We start from the raw sequence: 15,021 nt of genomic DNA, 5'->3' as shown, positions 1-15,021 counted from the left end.
AAGAAGGGCGCGTAAAAAGCGAGCGCCGGCCACGCTGCGGCGGTGACTGTGGCTAGAGCACCGATATCGGGAAGCTCAGGATCTCCGAGATACCGCCGTCGACCATCAGCATTTGGCCGTTCATATAGGAACTGGCGTCGGAGGCGAGAAATACGGCGGCGCCGCCGAGTTCTTCAGGGCGCCCCCAGCGTCCGACGGAAATGTGCGAACGGACGATCTCTTTCATTTGCGCATTCGACGTGACCGGCTCGGCCATATCGGTCATGAAATAGCCTGGACAAATGCCGTTGCAGCGGATTCCGTAGCGCCCCAGTTCGGCGCCGAGCGACTTGGTGAGACCCGCCACTGCGTGCTTGCTCGCTACATAGGCCTGCAGCTTTTCGCGCCCGAGTACGGAAACGTACGAGCCGACATTGATGATGCGGCCGTGTCCGCGTTCGATCATCGGCGGGGAAGCTTGTTGCGCGAGCAGGTACGCCGCGGTGACGTTGGTGTCCATGGTGCGGCGCCACATCTGCGGCGTCGATTTCAGGAAATCGCTCCACTCGCAGATACCGGCGTTGTTCAGCAGAATGTCGATCCTTCCGTGACGCGCGAGAACGTTCTGCACGGCGGCCTCGATGGCGGCCTGATCGGTGAGATCGAATGGCTCGACATCGATCGCGCCGCCGCTACCGCCGCTGACCGCACGAATGGACGCAGCGGCAGTGTCGAGACTGGCACGCGAGCGGGCGGCGAGCACCACCGTCGCGCCGGCGCACGCAAGCGCGCTGGCCATCGCCAGCCCGAGGCCGCGCGAGGCGCCCGTGACGAGCGCAACCTGACCACCGAGAGAGAACATTTTCATGGACGAGTTTTCAACGGGAGCCGCTGCCGACGATCCTGCGACAGAGCACGCAGTCAGTCGATCCGCGGAGAATTTTGAAATGCGAACGATGTTCTAAATTATGGATATATTCTGACGGCCGTGAAATGGGGTATACGCGGGGCAGGGTCCGGAAAGGCCACGTTCGAAACAGCAGGCCGCCGATCATCCGGCCGGCAACCGCTAGCCGTGCCGGACCAGAATCTTGCGGAAATGGCGCTGGCTTTCGAGGTGACGCAGCGCATCCGGCACGTCGGAGTCGTTGACAGCAGCAAAAGAACAGGTTCAGAATATAGAACATTGTTCATAAAAGCGTCTGGAGCGTCAATTGAAAATACTGGTCGCAGTAAAGCGTGTGATCGACTACAACGTGAAGCCCCGGGTCAAATCCGACGGCTCCGGCGTCGATCTTGCCAACGTCAAGATGGCCATGAATCCGTTCGATGAAATCGCGGTGGAGGAGGCGGTACGGCTAAAGGAAGCAGGGGTCGCCACCGAGATCGTGGTGATTTCCGCTGGCACCGCGCAGTCGCAGGAAGTCTTGCGCACCGCTCTTGCCATGGGCGCCGACCGGGCGATCCTGATCGAGACCGCAACGGAGCTGCAGCCGCTGGCGGTCGCGAAGCTCATGGCAGCGATCGTCGAGCGTGAAGCGCCGCAACTGGTGCTGCTCGGCAAGCAGGCCATCGATAACGATGCCGGCCAGACGGGTCAGAAACTCGCTGGCCTGCTCGGCTGGCCGCAAGCGACATTCGCCTTCAAGACCGAAGTCGCCGACGGTGTGCTGACCGTGACGCGTGAAATCGACGGTGGGCTTGAACGCGTCGCGCTCGATCTGCCCGCAGTGGTAACGACGGATCTGCGTCTGAACAGTCCGCGCTATGTGACGCTGCCCAACATCATGAAAGCGAAAAAGAAACCGCTCGATACACTGACGCCTGAAGTACTCGGTGTCGATGTCACGCCACGTCTTACGGTACTGGAAGTGACCGAGCCACCGGCGCGCAGGAGCGGAATGATGGTGCCCGACGTTCAGACGCTGATCGAAAAACTGCGCAACGAAGCCAAGGTGATCTGATCATGTCCATCCTTGTTATTGCTGAACACGACAATGCGACGCTCCATCGCGCGACGCTCAACGCCGTCACTGCCGCGATGCAGATCGGCGGCGAGGTTCATTTGCTGGTAGCCGGTCATGAAGCGGCGGGAGCGGTGGCCGATGCAGCGAAAGTCAGCGGAGTAAGCAAGGTATTGCACGTCGACGCCGCCGCCTACGCGCATCCGCTCCCCGAAAATCTCGCGTTGCTGGTGCAGTCGCTCGCTCAGCCGTACAGCCATGTGATTGCCGCAGCGACGGCTGTCGGCAAAAATTTCATGCCGCGCGTTGCTGCGTTGCTCGACTGTGCGCAGATTTCCGAAGTCGTCGCCATCAAGGCGGCCGATACGTTCGTGCGGCCGATCTATGCCGGCAATGCGCTCGCCACCGTCAGGTCGGCCGATCCGCTGAAGGTGCTGACGGTGCGCACGACCGCCTTCGATGCTGCACCATTGCAGGGCAGCGCGCCGGTCGAGTCGGCGCTGGCCGCGCCAGCTTATGAACGGGCGCGTTTCGTCGACCAGCAGTTGACCAGATCGAGCCGGCCGGAACTGGCGGCCGCCGGCATCGTGGTGTCAGGCGGCCGTGGGATGCAGAACGGCGATAACTTCAGATTGCTCGATGCGCTCGCCGACAAACTCGGTGCGGCAGTCGGTGCATCGCGCGCCGCGGTGGACGCGGGATTCGCGCCGAACGACTACCAGGTCGGGCAAACGGGCAAGATCGTCGCACCGCAGCTTTACATCGCCGTCGGCATTTCTGGCGCGATCCAGCATCTGGCCGGGATGAAAGATTCGAAGGTCATCGTCGCGATCAACAAGGACAGCGAGGCGCCGATTTTCCAGGTTGCCGACTACGGCCTCGCCGCCGATCTTTTTGAGGCCGTACCGGCGCTGACAGCGGCGCTGGGCTGACGTTGGACCGGATTGACAAGGTTCTCGCCGTCAGCCTAGTATTTTGAACGGCGTTCATATATACCGACCGGTGCGTCGCCTGGCCCCCATGGGCGGTGAGCCGGCAAGAAGAAACCAGAATCGGTGTGTGAGCCGACGAAACCATGAAGGAGATATCAATGCGTGACACGAATTCCGGTTCGGGTGAGCATCCGGTCCGCCTCGATTTTGTCCCCAAGGATAGCTACCTGTCGAAGCAGTTCCTCGACCAGGAAACGCGCAACCTGTGGCCGCGCGTGTGGCAGGTGGCGTGCCGGCTCGAGGAGATTCCCACGGTAGGCGACTATGTCACGTTCGATGTGATCGGTGAGTCGATCATCGTGGTGCGCACGGCGGCCGACCGGATCAAGGCCTACTACAACGTTTGTCAGCATCGTGGCCGGCGTCTGACAAACGGTTGCGGCAAGGCGGCGAAGTTTCATTGCAACTTCCACGGCTGGCAGTGGAACCTTGATGGCAGCATCGCACGCGTACTCGATCGCGGCGATTGGGAAGGCTGCCCCGACATGGCCGATAGCGATCTGCGGCTTCAGGAAGTGCGGGTGGACACTTGGGGCGGATTCGTGTTCATCAACATGGATACCGACGCGGAGCCGCTCGCCAGATTTCTCGAACCGGTACCGGAAATCACGGACTGCTTCGAGTTCGAAAAGATGCGCTACCGCTGGTACAAGTCGATCCGGCTGCCGTGCAACTGGAAGGTCGCGCTGGAGGCGTTCAATGAGGGCTATCACGTCTCGGCCACCCACCCGCAACTGCTCGATGTCGCCGGCGACGATGTGACTCGCAGCTTTCCCTATGGACGCCACGGCATGTTCGGTTACGCGACGGCCACGCGTTTCATCGGCGCTCCCTCGCCGCGTACCGGCAAGCCGATGCCCGAAGACGTGCGGCAAGGTCTCGTCAGTTTCTTCAAGGTGATGGAAGACACGCTGAAAGCGATCAACTCGGCGCGCGACTATGAAGCTTCCAAACGTCTGCTGACCGAGATGGCGCCAAGCGGCAACCAGTTCGAGGTCCTGGCGAAGGCCATGGAGTTCCAGCGCGAAGCGGCCGTTGCCGAAGGGGCGGGCTGGCCTGACATCTCGTTCGAGCAGATGGGGCGTGCGGGCGCCGACTGGCACGTGTTCCCGAATCTGATTTTCCTGCCTTACCCGGACGGTGCGCTGTTCTACCGTGCGCGGCCCGACGGCGACAATCCGGATTCCTGCATTTACGACATCTGGTCGCTGGTCCGCTATGCGCCGGGTGCGGAGCCGCCTCTCAAGCGCGAGCTCTATCACGGCGTCGACGACTGGAAGCAGAACGCGCTGGAGAATTTCGGTCTGATCCTGTGGCAGGACTTCCAGAACATGACGAACGTGCAGCAGGGCATGAAATCGCGCGGTTTCAAGGGGGCACGTACGAACCCGCTGCAGGAGACATCGGTGTCCAATTTCCACCGCGCGCTGCGGGAATTCATTGCGCAGGGGGATTGAACATGGCTGCCTGGGATGCAAGCTATGACTTCGTGGTGGTCGGCAGCGGCGGCGGTTCGATGTGCGCTGCGCTTGCGTGCAAGGCCGCTGGCAAAGAGGCTGTCATCATCGAGAAGCAGGACAAGGTAGGCGGCTCGACGGGGTATTCGGGTGGCGTCTGGTGGCTGCCGAACAACCACGTGATGAAGCGCCACGGCGTGAACGACTCCTACGAACGCGCGCGGCAATATTTCGATGCCGCGGTTACCTATCAGGGTCCAGGCGCATCGCCGGCGCGTCGCGAGGCGTATTTGCGCACCGCTCCGAAGATGGCCGAGTTTCTGGAGAAGCAGGGCATGCAGTTTGTCTATGCAGATGGCTGGTCGGACTACTACGACACGCTGCCCGGTGGCGAACCGCGTGGCCGGTCTTTGCTGGCGAAACTGTTCGACATCAAGGAACTGGGCGAGTGGGCGCCGAAGCTCTCGCGTTACAAGGGTCCGTCGATTCCCGCCAACTCCAACGAGTTTCCCGAGTTGTTCCTGTTAAAGCGCACGTGGGGTGGCAAACGCAAGGCGATGCAACTCGCCGGTCGCATGCTCTATCAGAAGGTCACGGGTAAAGAGCTGGTGTCGAACGGCGCGGCGATCCAGGGGCGCATGCTGCAAATGGCGCTGCGGGCCGATATTCCGATCTGGACCGATACACCGGTGCGCGAGCTGATCGTTGAGGATGGCCGGGTCACGGGTGTGATCGCCATGCGCAGCGGGCGCGAAATGCGCGTGCGTGCGCGTGAGGGCGTGCTGTTGAACACCGGCGGTTTTTCACATAACGCCGAAATGCGCCGCAAATATCAGCCGCAACCGTCGTCGAGCAATTGGACGAACGCCAATCCGGGCGACACCGGCGAAGTGCTGGAAGCCGCGGTGGGTCTCGGCGCAGCCGTCGATTGCATGGAAGAGGCATGGTGGGTCGTGACTTCGCTCGGTCCCAATGAGACCTTGCCCGAGGGCGCGCGCGCGCCGGACGGCTCGCCGCTTCCCTTCATGCATCACCTCGATCTGTCGCTGCCGTTTTCGATCATGGTCGACCAGGACGGCCAGCGCTTTTGCGACGAAGCCGGCGCCTACATGGAGATCGGGCAACGCATGTACCGGCGTCAGAATGAGACGGGTAAAGCCGTTCCCGCGTGGGTCGTCATGGACAGCCGTCAGCGCAAGTATTACCCCTGGGGTTCGGCGATGCAGGGACAGATTCCGCAGCAATGGCTCGATAGCGGTTACATGATCAAGGCCGGATCGATCGAAGAGCTGGCGGCGAAATGCGGTATCGACGCGGCCGGCTTGCAGGCCACCGTGACGCGTTTCAACGGTTTCTGCGAGACGGGGGTGGACAGCGACTACGGACGCGGCTCGCGAGCCTTCGACCGCTGTCACGGCGACCCGACGATCAAGCCGAATCCGAATCTCGGCCCGATCGAACAGGCGCCGTTTTACGCGGTCCGTATGTACCCTGGCGACGTCGGCACGGCCGGTGGGCTCGTGACGGACGAGTATGCCCGCGTGCTGAAAGAAGACGGTTCGCTGATTCCAGGGCTCTACGCGACGGGCAACTGCACGGCGTCCGTGGTGGGTCGCTGCTATCCCGGCGCGGGCAGCAGCATCGGCGCGTCGTTCGTATTCGGTTACATCGCCGCGCTGCATGCCAGCGGCGCCCAAACGATCTGGTGATCGAAGGAGACCTTCGCATGAAAGTCCAGCAACCGCCCAGCAGTGAAGTGCTGATCGATATCTATCGGCGGATGACACTCATCAAGCAGAACGACGAGCGTTTTCGCGCAGTGATCAAGTCCGGCAAGCTGGTCATGCCTTATTACTCGCCGCGCGGCCAGGAGGCGATTCCTTCGGCGGTGTCCGTCTGCCTGAGCAATGACGACTACATCTGCACGATCTATCGGGGCGTGCATGACATGATCGCCAAGGGCGTGCCGCTCAAGGATCTCTGGGCCGAACTCGGGGGGCGTGTCACCGGCACCTGTAAAGGCAAGGGCGGCCCGATGCATGTCACCCATCCTGCGTCCGGCGTGATGGTGACGACCGGCATTGTGGGCAGTTCGATGCCCATCGCGAACGGCCTGGCTCTGGCCGCGCAGATTCGGGGTGAACCGCGCGTGGCTGTCGCCTATTTCGGCGACGGCGCGGCCAACATCGGCGCTTTTCACGAGTCGCTGAATATGGCGTCGGTCTGGAAACTGCCGGTTGTTTTCGTCTGCCAGAACAACGGCTATGCCGAACACACGAAATACGCATACGGGACATCGGTACCGAACATTGCACAGCGCGCCGTGGCGTATCAGATGCCCGGCATCACGGTCGACGGCAACGATCCCATTGCGATGCATCGGGTGGCGCGCGAGGCCATCGAACGGGCCCGCGACGGCGGCGGCCCTACGCTGATCGAAGCGAATACGTTTCGCTTCCACGGCCACGTGTTCGGCGACCCGGATGCCTACATGGACGAGCACGAGAAAGCAGCGTGGATGGCGAAAGATCCGGTGCCGCTGTTTCGCGCATGGTTGATCGCGGCGAAACATGCAACTGAAGCGCAACTGGCGGAGATGGAAGCAGCGCACAGCGCCGAAATCGACGCGGCGGTCGAATTCGCGCTGACGAGCGCCTATCCGGATGTTGCCGAACTGCGGCGCGACATCTTTAAGGACGAGGTGCCGGCATGAACCAGACACAGACTGACATCAATACGATTCAGGCCGTCAACCTCGCGCTTGACGATGCGATGGCTGCCGACGCCAACGTCATCGTTCTCGGCGAAGACGTGGCTGACGGCCAGGAAGGCGGCATTGTCGGCGTGACCAAAGGGCTGTCGTCGAAATATGGCACGTCGCGTGTCAGGTCCACGCCCATTTCGGAGCAGGCCATCATCGGGGCGGCGATCGGCGCGGCAATCGTCGGCATGCGTCCGGTAGCCGAGATCATGCTGATGAACTTTACGACGGTCGCGATGGACATGATCGTCAACCACGCGGCGAAGTTGCGCTTTATGTCGGGCGGCCAGACGCATGTGCCGCTCGTGATCCGCACAATGACCGGTGCCGGTTTCGGTACGGGCGGCCAGCACGCCGACTATCTGGAGGCGTGGTTCGCGCACGTCGCGGGCATCAAGGTGGTCGCGCCGTCCACGCCCGCGGATGCTTATGGGCTGATGCTTTCGTGTATCGAAGACGACGACCCGTGCCTCTTCATCGAGAACCTGCCAAGCTACTGGAACCCGGGCAAGGCGCCGGAGCGCGGTGTGCGCATTCCGCTTGGCAAGGCCAACGTGGTGCGCGACGGCACGGACGTGACGGTCATCACCTATAGCCGCCGCGTGCACGACGTGCTGGGCGTAGCGGAACAGCTCGGTACGGCCGGAATCTCGTGCGAAGTGATCGATCTGCGCACGATTTCCCCGCTCGATATGGAGACGATCCTGACCTCGGTGGCCAAAACGGGCCGCGCCGTTGTCGTGCACGAAGCGGTCAAGCCGTTCGGTGTCGGCGCGGAAATAGCTTCGCGCATTTATGAATCGCTGTTTCGGGAGCTCAAGGCGCCCGTGCAGCGGGTCGGCTCGCAGTTTTGCCCGGTGCCGTTTTCGAAGCCGCTCGAAGACGCCTTTGTACCCGGCGCAGCACAGATCGAGACCGCGATTCGCGCAACGCTCGACGACACGGGTTCGCGCGCCGTATCCGGACTTTAAATATCCTGAAGAGAGCACTTATGACCACACAGGTTTTGCTTCCGAAGCTGGGCTTTTCGATGAACGAAGGCACGCTGACCGAATGGCTCCTGGAGGACGGCGCGACAGTCGCCGAAGGCCAGGCCCTCTATGCGCTGGAGAGCGACAAATCGGTGCAGGAAGTCGAGTCGCCGGCGTCGGGAACGTTGCGGATCGTCGCCCAGATAGGCGAGGTGTATCCGGTCGGCACGGTGCTGGCGGAAATCGTCTGAGCCGGCACCTGTCATTCATCCTGGTCGAAACAGTCTAGCGAGGCATCTGCAATGAGTGTCGAATCCGTTTCCTCCCCAGCACCCGTTGCAGCGCCTGCCGCAGTGACCGGTCCGATCGGTGCGCATCTGCCGCCATGGCCGCAGGTCGATTTCGCCGAGTTCGGCGAGATCGAGGTCAAGCCTGTTTCTCGCGTCCAGAAGCTGACTGGTGCATTTTTGTCGCGCAACTGGCTGACGATTCCGCACGTGACGCACCAGGATGACGCGGATATCACGAATCTCGAGGTTTTCCGCAAGGCGTACAACGACGGTGGCGCGACGGTGAAGCTGACGCCGCTGGTGTTCCTGATCAAGGCGGCAGTGCGCGCGCTGCAGGCATTTCCGCAGTTCAATGCTTCGCTGGACGGCGACGGCAAGAACCTTGTGCTGAAGAAGTACTTTCACATCGGCGTGGCGGTGGATACGCGCTTCGGCCTGCTGGTGCCGGTGCTGCGCGATTGCGACAAAAAGAGCATTCTGGAGCTGGCGGGAGAACTGACGGCGGTGTCGTCGAAGGCGCGTGAGAAAGGTCTTTCGATGGCGGAGATGTCGGGCGGCTGCTTTTCGATCAGTTCGCTCGGAGGAATTGGCGGCACGGGTTTCACGCCGATCATCAACGCCCCTGAAGTGGCTATTCTCGGGGTGACGAAAACCCGGCTGATGCCTCAAGCTTCGGACGATGGGGGCGTGGATTGGCGCAAGACCCTGCCGCTTTCACTGAGCTACGACCACCGGGTCATCAACGGTGCGGATGCGGCGCGCTTCACGGCCTTGATCGCTACGCTGCTCGCCGACCCTCAGGCACTTGCGGCCTGAACCGCAGACACCCAACCGACAACGACAGGATCGAGATGAAAACGCTTGGGGAGATGATAGAGCGCAATGCGCGTTTCTATACGGACAGGGAAGCGTTGGTGTTTGGCGACCGGCGTGTGACTCACGGCGAAATGGCGGAGCGCGCTCGCCGTTTGTCGGATGCGTTGTATCGGCTAGGGTTGCGTCGGCAGGACCGGGTCGCGGTGCTGGCGATGAACTGCGCCGAGTACTACGAGACCTACCGTGCCTGCGAATGGGCTGGCTTTCTGCTCGCCACGGTCAACTTCCGCCTCGCGCCTGCGGAAATCCTGCACATCGTAAAGGACGCGGCGCCGAAAGCGCTCGTCTTCGAAGCGCAATATGCTGCGCTGGTGGACGCCCTGCGTCCGCAGATGCCCGATGTTGAATGCTATATCTGCATCGGCGACGCGCCGGCGTGGGCGACATCATTCGAATCCGCGATGGAAGCCGGCTCGCCTGGCGGGCCGCCGATTCGCTCACAGCCCGACGACTTCGCGTATCTGATCTACACGAGCGGCACAACCGGGCACCCGAAGGGGGTAGTCCGCACGCATCGCGCAATGTGCGCCACGGCGGAAAGCTGTGCGCTGGTCACCGAATTTTCCGGACACTCGAGGGTGCTGCAGACCACACCGGCGTTTCACGTGGGTGGCATTGGCTTTGTGAACGCGGTTGCATGGCTGGGCGGGGCGACCGTACTGCATCGCAGTTTCGAGCCGAAGGCGATGCTGGAGACGATCCAGGCCGAGCGCATCACGTTCACGTTCCTTGTCTCCGCCATGCTGCAGGCGTTACTGGATGTGCCCGAATTGTCCTCGTACGATCTGTCGAGTATCGAGAACATCACGACTGCAGCGGCGCCGGTGCCGGTGCCGCTCCTCGAGCGCGGCATCGAAGTGCTGGGCCCGGTGTTCTCGGTCCAGTATGGCATGACCGAGAGCAACGCCTGCTGGTTGCCTTCTCATGAAGTGCGGCCAGATGGCACAGAGGAAGAAGTCCGGCGTCTGGCGTCGGTCGGCCATCCCTGTCCCGGGATCGAATTGCGCATTGTGGACGATAGCGGCCTTGACCTGCCGCAGGGCCAGACCGGCGAAGTGTGGCTGCGCTCTGCGACCCAACTGGCCGGCTACTGGAACAACAGCGTGGCGACGGTCGACGCCTTGCGCGACGGCTGGTATCGCAGCGGCGACATGGGCTTTCAGGACAGCAGCGGTTATGTCTTCCTGGTAGACCGCAAGAAGGACATGATTATCTCAGGCGGTGAAAACATCTACAGCCGCGAAGTGGAGAACGCCTTGCTTCAGCATCCGTTCGTGATCGACGCGGCAGTGATCGGCGCACCCCATGAAAAATGGGGTGAATGTGTGAAAGCCATTGTTGTGCTCCGGTCGGGCGAGACGGTACAGGAGGCTGAGCTGATCGCGTTTTGCCGTGAGCTGATCGCCGGCTACAAATGCCCGAAATCGGTTGAATTCGTCGACGAACTCCCGCGGCTGCCTACCGGAAAGATCAGCAAGGTTGTATTGCGCCAGCGGTTCGGCCGCTGAACGCGTGGCAGCCATGCCGCCTTCTTCGAATGAGAGTGAATCATGAGCAAATGGCTCCAAAGCACGGAATGCGTTCAGTTCGAGGTCACCGAGCGCGTGGCGCGAATCACGCTGAATCGCCCGGACAAACGTAATGCGATTAACGGTGTCCTGTTGCGCGAACTGAAAGAGGCGCTGCTCGAGGCGGACGATCTGAAGTCGGTGAACGTGATTGTCCTGCGCGGCGCCGGCAAGGATTTCTGTGCCGGTTACGACCTCGTCACCACCTATTCGGACCGCGCGGCGGAGCAGGTCGATGCGGGTGAATACCGGGGCACGGTGCGCAGCTTCGATGACGACTGCTGGTCGATGGAACGGCAGGCGGAAACCGTGAACGTCATGGCGGACGTGCACAAGCCGATCATCGCGCAGGTGCACGGCAACTGCCTTGCGGGCGGCACCGACCTCGCACTGGCCTGCGACATGGTGCTGGCCGCGGACAACGCACGGATCGGCTTTCCTGCGACGCGCGCCAACGGCTCGCCGCCGGCGCACATGTGGTTCTATCACGTTGGGCCGCAGTGGGCGAAGCGCCTGTTGTTGTCCGGGGATTCGCTGACCGGCCGCGACGCCGCAAAGATCGGTCTCGTGATGGACGCCGTACCTGTCGAAGAGCTTGAAGCTGAGGTTGCGGAACTCGCGCGCCGACTGTCGTTTGTCGATGCCGATCTGCTCTCCGCGAACAAACGGATTGTGAATCTCGGGCTTGAACTGGCAGGCGCGCGCACGCTTCAACGCCTCGCTGTCGAGAACGACGCGCGTGCCCATCAGAGCCAGGGGCCACGCCGCGCGCAATTCAAGGCCGATATGGAAGCCAATGGTCTGAAGGAAGCGCTCAAGCGCCGCGACGAGCCGTTCGGCGACGGCATGATCAAGCTGCGTGCACGCGGCGAATGAAACGTCCCCGCGCCATGCGGGGGACCCGGAGCCATCTGGCTGACTCACTTAAGACATGAAAACCATGGATGTCGAACTTTCAGTGAAGGACGCGGTTGCCACGCTCTGTCTGAATCGTCCGGAGAAGCTCAACGCGTTGACGCCCGACATGCTGAGCATGCTGATCGAGCATCTTGATCGCATCGAACGTGATCCGGAAATCCGTGCGGTTATTCTGACGGGTGCAGGGCGGGCCTTTTGCGCCGGAGCGGACATCAAGGGCAGTGGCGCAGCGCCGCCGCCGATGAGCGTGTCGCACGCGCGCCAATCGATGGCTGTTTATCAGCAGGTTGCCCTGAAGCTCTACAACCTCAATAAGCCGGTGGTCGCGGCGGTGCGAGGCGTCGCGGTCGGCATTGCATGGAGTTTTGCGCTGTGCGCCGACCAGCTTCTGGTGTCGGACACGGCGCAGTTCATCCCGGCCTTTCTGATGCGCGCAACCTTGCCCGAGGGCGGCATGGTGCATCTGCTCGCCCGCCACTGCGGAGAATTTCGCGCGAAGGAGATCATGTATCTCAACCGCAAGCTGACTGGACAGGAAGCGTTCGAGGCGAGACTGGCAAGCCGTGTCGTAGAGGACGCGGGCCTCATGAATGCCGCCGAAGCGCTCGCCGCCGAACTGGCGGCCATGCCGACGTTCTCGATCGGACTGACCAAAGAACTCTTCCGCCTGAACGCCGGCAGCATGGAAGAGTTTCTTTTGCACGAGCTGAATTCCGTTGCACTCGCGGTGAATTCCGACGATGCCGCCGAGGGACGGCTCGCCGCGCGGGAAAAACGCAGCCCCTCTTTCAAGGGGCACTAGGTCGATCAAATAACCGGCGCAAGCGGGCGGCGGCCGCGAGGCAGTGCGACCTTCGGTGGACGCGCGGATGGGGACATAGCAGGAGGAATCAGGCATGCACTTCGAGTACACCCCGGAGGACGAAACGTTTCGTCAGGAAGTCCGGCAGTTTTTCAGGGAGCAGTTGCCCGCCGCGATTTCGCATCGCTGGACGATCGGGGCGCATCCTCCGTTGAAGGAGGACATTCGTACGTGGCAGCGCATTCTGCACCAGCGCGGGTGGGGCGCACCGCATTGGCCGGTGGAACACGGCGGCACCGGCTGGGCGGCTTTTCGCAAGCATATCTTCATGGAAGAGCTGTATAACGCGGACGCGATGGACTACGGCTGGCAGGCAACCCACATGGTGGCGCCCGTCATCATCGCGTTCGGCTCGGACTGGCAGAAGAAGCGTTTTCTACCCGCCATTCTCTCCGGGGACGAATTCTGGTGTCAGGGGTTTTCGGAGCCGAACGCGGGCTCGGACCTGGCGGGTCTCAGGACCACCGCCGTCCTCGACGGTGACGAATACGTGATCAACGGTCAGAAGATCTGGACCAGCGACGCTTCGATTGCCGAATGGGGCTTCTTCCTCGTCAAGACGGACACGACGGTCAAGCCGCAGCGCGGCATCTCGTTCCTGCTCGTCAAAATGGATACGCCTGGGATCACCGTGCGCCCGATCGTTTCAATCGAAGGCGGAACGGGTCTGAACGAGGTCTTTCTCGAGAACGTTCGCGTGCCGCGCACACACCTGGTCGGCGAGGCGGGCATGGGCTGGACCTACGCGAAATATCTGCTCGAAAAGGAGCGCACCACCAGCGCGTTTCTCTATTTCAACAAGCGGGAATTGCAGCGCGCCAAAAGCATCGCCGAACGGGAAATGGTGGACGGCGTGCGTCTGATCGACACAGCCGAATTTGCCCGCAAGCTGGCGTCGGTTGAAGTGGATCTGCTGGCACTCGAATGGTCGGTGTTACGAATCCTGGCCGAGGAAAAGAACACGCGCAATCTCGACGCGGTGGTGTCGGCGCTCAAAATCAGTGGCTCGGAGATGCAGCAGCGCGTCACGGAATTGCAGATCGATGCGCTCGGTCCGCGCAGCATGCGCTTCCAGCAACACGGCGACTGGCGCTTCGCCGATTCGTTAGCCGATGACGATGACGCATGGCCAGGCTACGTGGCGGGCCGCACGACCGGCTACCTCATCGGCCGCGCGTCGACCATTTACGGCGGTGCGCGGGAGGTGCAGAAAAACATTATTGCCCGTCTCGCCTTTGGACTTTGACCATGGACTTCAACCTCTCCGAAGAACAGTTGATGCTGAAGGACGGCGTGGACCGGTTCATTCAGCAGGAGTACGGATTCGAGAAGCGCCGGGAGATTGCCGCGAGCGAAGAGGGTTTTAGCCGCGCGCGCTGGCAGGACTATGCTGACCTCGGCTGGCTCGGCCTGATGCTGCCTGAGGATGTCGGCGGTCTTGCCTGCTCGTTTGTCGAAACTGCCATTGTGATGGAAGCATTCGGGCGCGGCATGGTGCTCGAGCCTTTCGTGCAAACCGCGCTTCTATGTTCGGCCATCATTGACCGTAGCGGCTCGGATGCCAAACGGCAGGTACTCCTGCCGGCCGTGATCGAAGGCCGGCTGCTGCTCGCGCTGGCCGACAGTGAAGCGGGCTCACGGTTCAAGCTGGGCTGCGGTGATCGTACAGTTGCACGCAAGACGGCTGCTGGCTATTTGCTGAGCGGCGCCAAGACGCTGGTGATGGCGGGCGGTTCGGCGGACCAGTTGCTGGTGACCGCGCGTCTGAACGAGCAAGCGGAAGACGTCGCGATTTTCGTGCTGGACCGCCGTGCGGCGGGCGTGACCTGCCGGACATATCGTATGCTCGATGGATCTTGTGCCGCGGACATTGAGTTTCTCGACGTCGAACTGGATGCGTCCTCGTTGCTGGTTGCCTCCGATCGCGCCCGCGAAGTGCTCGAAGTGGCGACCGGACTCGCCACGCTAGCGAGCGTAGCCGAGATGCTCGGCGTGATGGAAGCCGTGATGGACATCACCGCCGAGTACATCAAGGCTCGCGTGCAGTTCGGTCAGCCGATCGGCAAATTTCAGGCGTTGCAGCATCGTATGGCCGAAATGTTTGTCGCCGTGCAGGAGACCCGCTCGATACTCTACTGCGGCATTGCGCACCTGGATCGGCCGGCAATGGAATGCAGCCGCGTCATCTCGGCGGCCAAGGCGGTCGCCGGCCGGGCAGGCCGTTTCGTCTGTGCGCAGGGTATTCAGCTGCATGGCGGTATGGGGATCACCGAGGAATATCAGGTCGGCCATTACTTCCGCAAGATGACGATGATGGAAAAGCTGTACGGCGACATCGACTTGCACCTCGCGCGCTTCGCCGCGCCGCATTGAATCGGACCAC

General features: G+C 61.9%; 14 protein-coding genes. 13 read left to right on the top strand and 1 reads right to left on the bottom strand.

Annotated features, from left to right (window positions below):
* Window positions 1-52: 52 nt before the first annotated feature.
* Complete coding sequence (locus AC07WT_RS14150; protein ID WP_494947523.1) at window positions 53-847, bottom strand: glucose 1-dehydrogenase; 795 nt, start codon at window positions 845-847, stop codon at window positions 53-55.
* A gap of 346 nt (window positions 848-1,193) precedes the next feature.
* On the opposite strand from AC07WT_RS14150, the gene AC07WT_RS14145 reads away from it, so the two are divergent.
* The 13 genes from AC07WT_RS14145 to AC07WT_RS14085 all read left to right on the top strand — a co-directional run bounded on the left by AC07WT_RS14145 (window position 1,194) and on the right by AC07WT_RS14085 (window position 15,011).
* A complete protein-coding gene (locus AC07WT_RS14145) occupies window positions 1,194-1,943 on the top strand; it encodes an electron transfer flavoprotein subunit beta/FixA family protein (protein ID WP_492592771.1) in 750 nt (249 codons plus the stop codon).
* A 2-nt stretch (window positions 1,944-1,945) separates the two neighbouring features.
* Window positions 1,946-2,875, top strand: coding sequence for an electron transfer flavoprotein subunit alpha/FixB family protein (locus AC07WT_RS14140; RefSeq protein ID WP_492592772.1), 930 nt, complete (start codon window positions 1,946-1,948; stop codon window positions 2,873-2,875).
* A 158-nt stretch (window positions 2,876-3,033) separates the two neighbouring features.
* Window positions 3,034-4,392: an aromatic ring-hydroxylating oxygenase subunit alpha gene (locus AC07WT_RS14135; protein ID WP_492592773.1), complete on the top strand. Its 1,359-nt coding sequence runs from the start codon at window positions 3,034-3,036 to the stop codon at window positions 4,390-4,392.
* A gap of 2 nt (window positions 4,393-4,394) precedes the next feature.
* Window positions 4,395-6,101 (top strand): FAD-dependent oxidoreductase, encoded by a 1,707-nt coding sequence (locus tag AC07WT_RS14130; protein WP_494947522.1) that lies wholly within the window; start codon window positions 4,395-4,397, stop codon window positions 6,099-6,101.
* Window positions 6,102-6,118: 17 nt separating this feature from the next.
* The gene (locus AC07WT_RS14125) at window positions 6,119-7,105 is read left to right on the top strand and encodes a thiamine pyrophosphate-dependent dehydrogenase E1 component subunit alpha (protein WP_492592775.1); all 987 of its coding nucleotides are present in this window, start codon (window positions 6,119-6,121) and stop codon (window positions 7,103-7,105) included.
* Window positions 7,102-8,124 (top strand): alpha-ketoacid dehydrogenase subunit beta, encoded by a 1,023-nt coding sequence (locus AC07WT_RS14120; RefSeq protein ID WP_492592776.1) that lies wholly within the window; start codon window positions 7,102-7,104, stop codon window positions 8,122-8,124. The genes AC07WT_RS14125 and AC07WT_RS14120 overlap by 4 nt, the downstream gene beginning before the upstream one ends.
* Window positions 8,125-8,144: 20 nt before the next feature.
* Complete coding sequence (locus tag AC07WT_RS14115) at window positions 8,145-8,375, top strand: biotin/lipoyl-containing protein (RefSeq protein ID WP_154558364.1); 231 nt, start codon at window positions 8,145-8,147, stop codon at window positions 8,373-8,375.
* A 51-nt stretch (window positions 8,376-8,426) separates the two neighbouring features.
* Window positions 8,427-9,230 (top strand): 2-oxo acid dehydrogenase subunit E2, encoded by an 804-nt coding sequence (locus tag AC07WT_RS14110; RefSeq protein ID WP_492592777.1) that lies wholly within the window; start codon window positions 8,427-8,429, stop codon window positions 9,228-9,230.
* A gap of 35 nt (window positions 9,231-9,265) precedes the next feature.
* Window positions 9,266-10,798 carry a class I adenylate-forming enzyme family protein gene (locus AC07WT_RS14105; RefSeq protein ID WP_492592778.1) on the top strand — a complete coding sequence of 511 codons (1,533 nt, stop codon included), beginning with the start codon at window positions 9,266-9,268 and terminating at the stop codon, window positions 10,796-10,798.
* A 42-nt stretch (window positions 10,799-10,840) separates the two neighbouring features.
* Entirely contained in the window at window positions 10,841-11,734 is an 894-nt protein-coding gene (locus AC07WT_RS14100) for a crotonase/enoyl-CoA hydratase family protein (protein ID WP_492592779.1), read from the top strand.
* Window positions 11,735-11,789: 55 nt separating this feature from the next.
* Window positions 11,790-12,578 carry an enoyl-CoA hydratase/isomerase family protein gene (locus AC07WT_RS14095; RefSeq protein ID WP_494947521.1) on the top strand — a complete coding sequence of 263 codons (789 nt, stop codon included), beginning with the start codon at window positions 11,790-11,792 and terminating at the stop codon, window positions 12,576-12,578.
* 94 nt (window positions 12,579-12,672) lie between these two features.
* Entirely contained in the window at window positions 12,673-13,884 is a 1,212-nt protein-coding gene (locus tag AC07WT_RS14090) for an acyl-CoA dehydrogenase family protein (RefSeq protein WP_492592781.1), read from the top strand.
* A 2-nt stretch (window positions 13,885-13,886) separates the two neighbouring features.
* On the top strand, window positions 13,887-15,011 hold the full coding sequence (locus AC07WT_RS14085) for an acyl-CoA dehydrogenase family protein (protein ID WP_494947520.1): 1,125 nt from the start codon (window positions 13,887-13,889) through the stop codon (window positions 15,009-15,011).
* Window positions 15,012-15,021: the final 10 nt, after the last annotated feature.

It is taken from the genome of Paraburkholderia sp. GW821-FHT02A12 (genome assembly GCF_059422005.1).
Note: the sequence above shows the minus strand (reverse complement) of the source record. Positions and strands in the feature narration are given on the sequence as shown.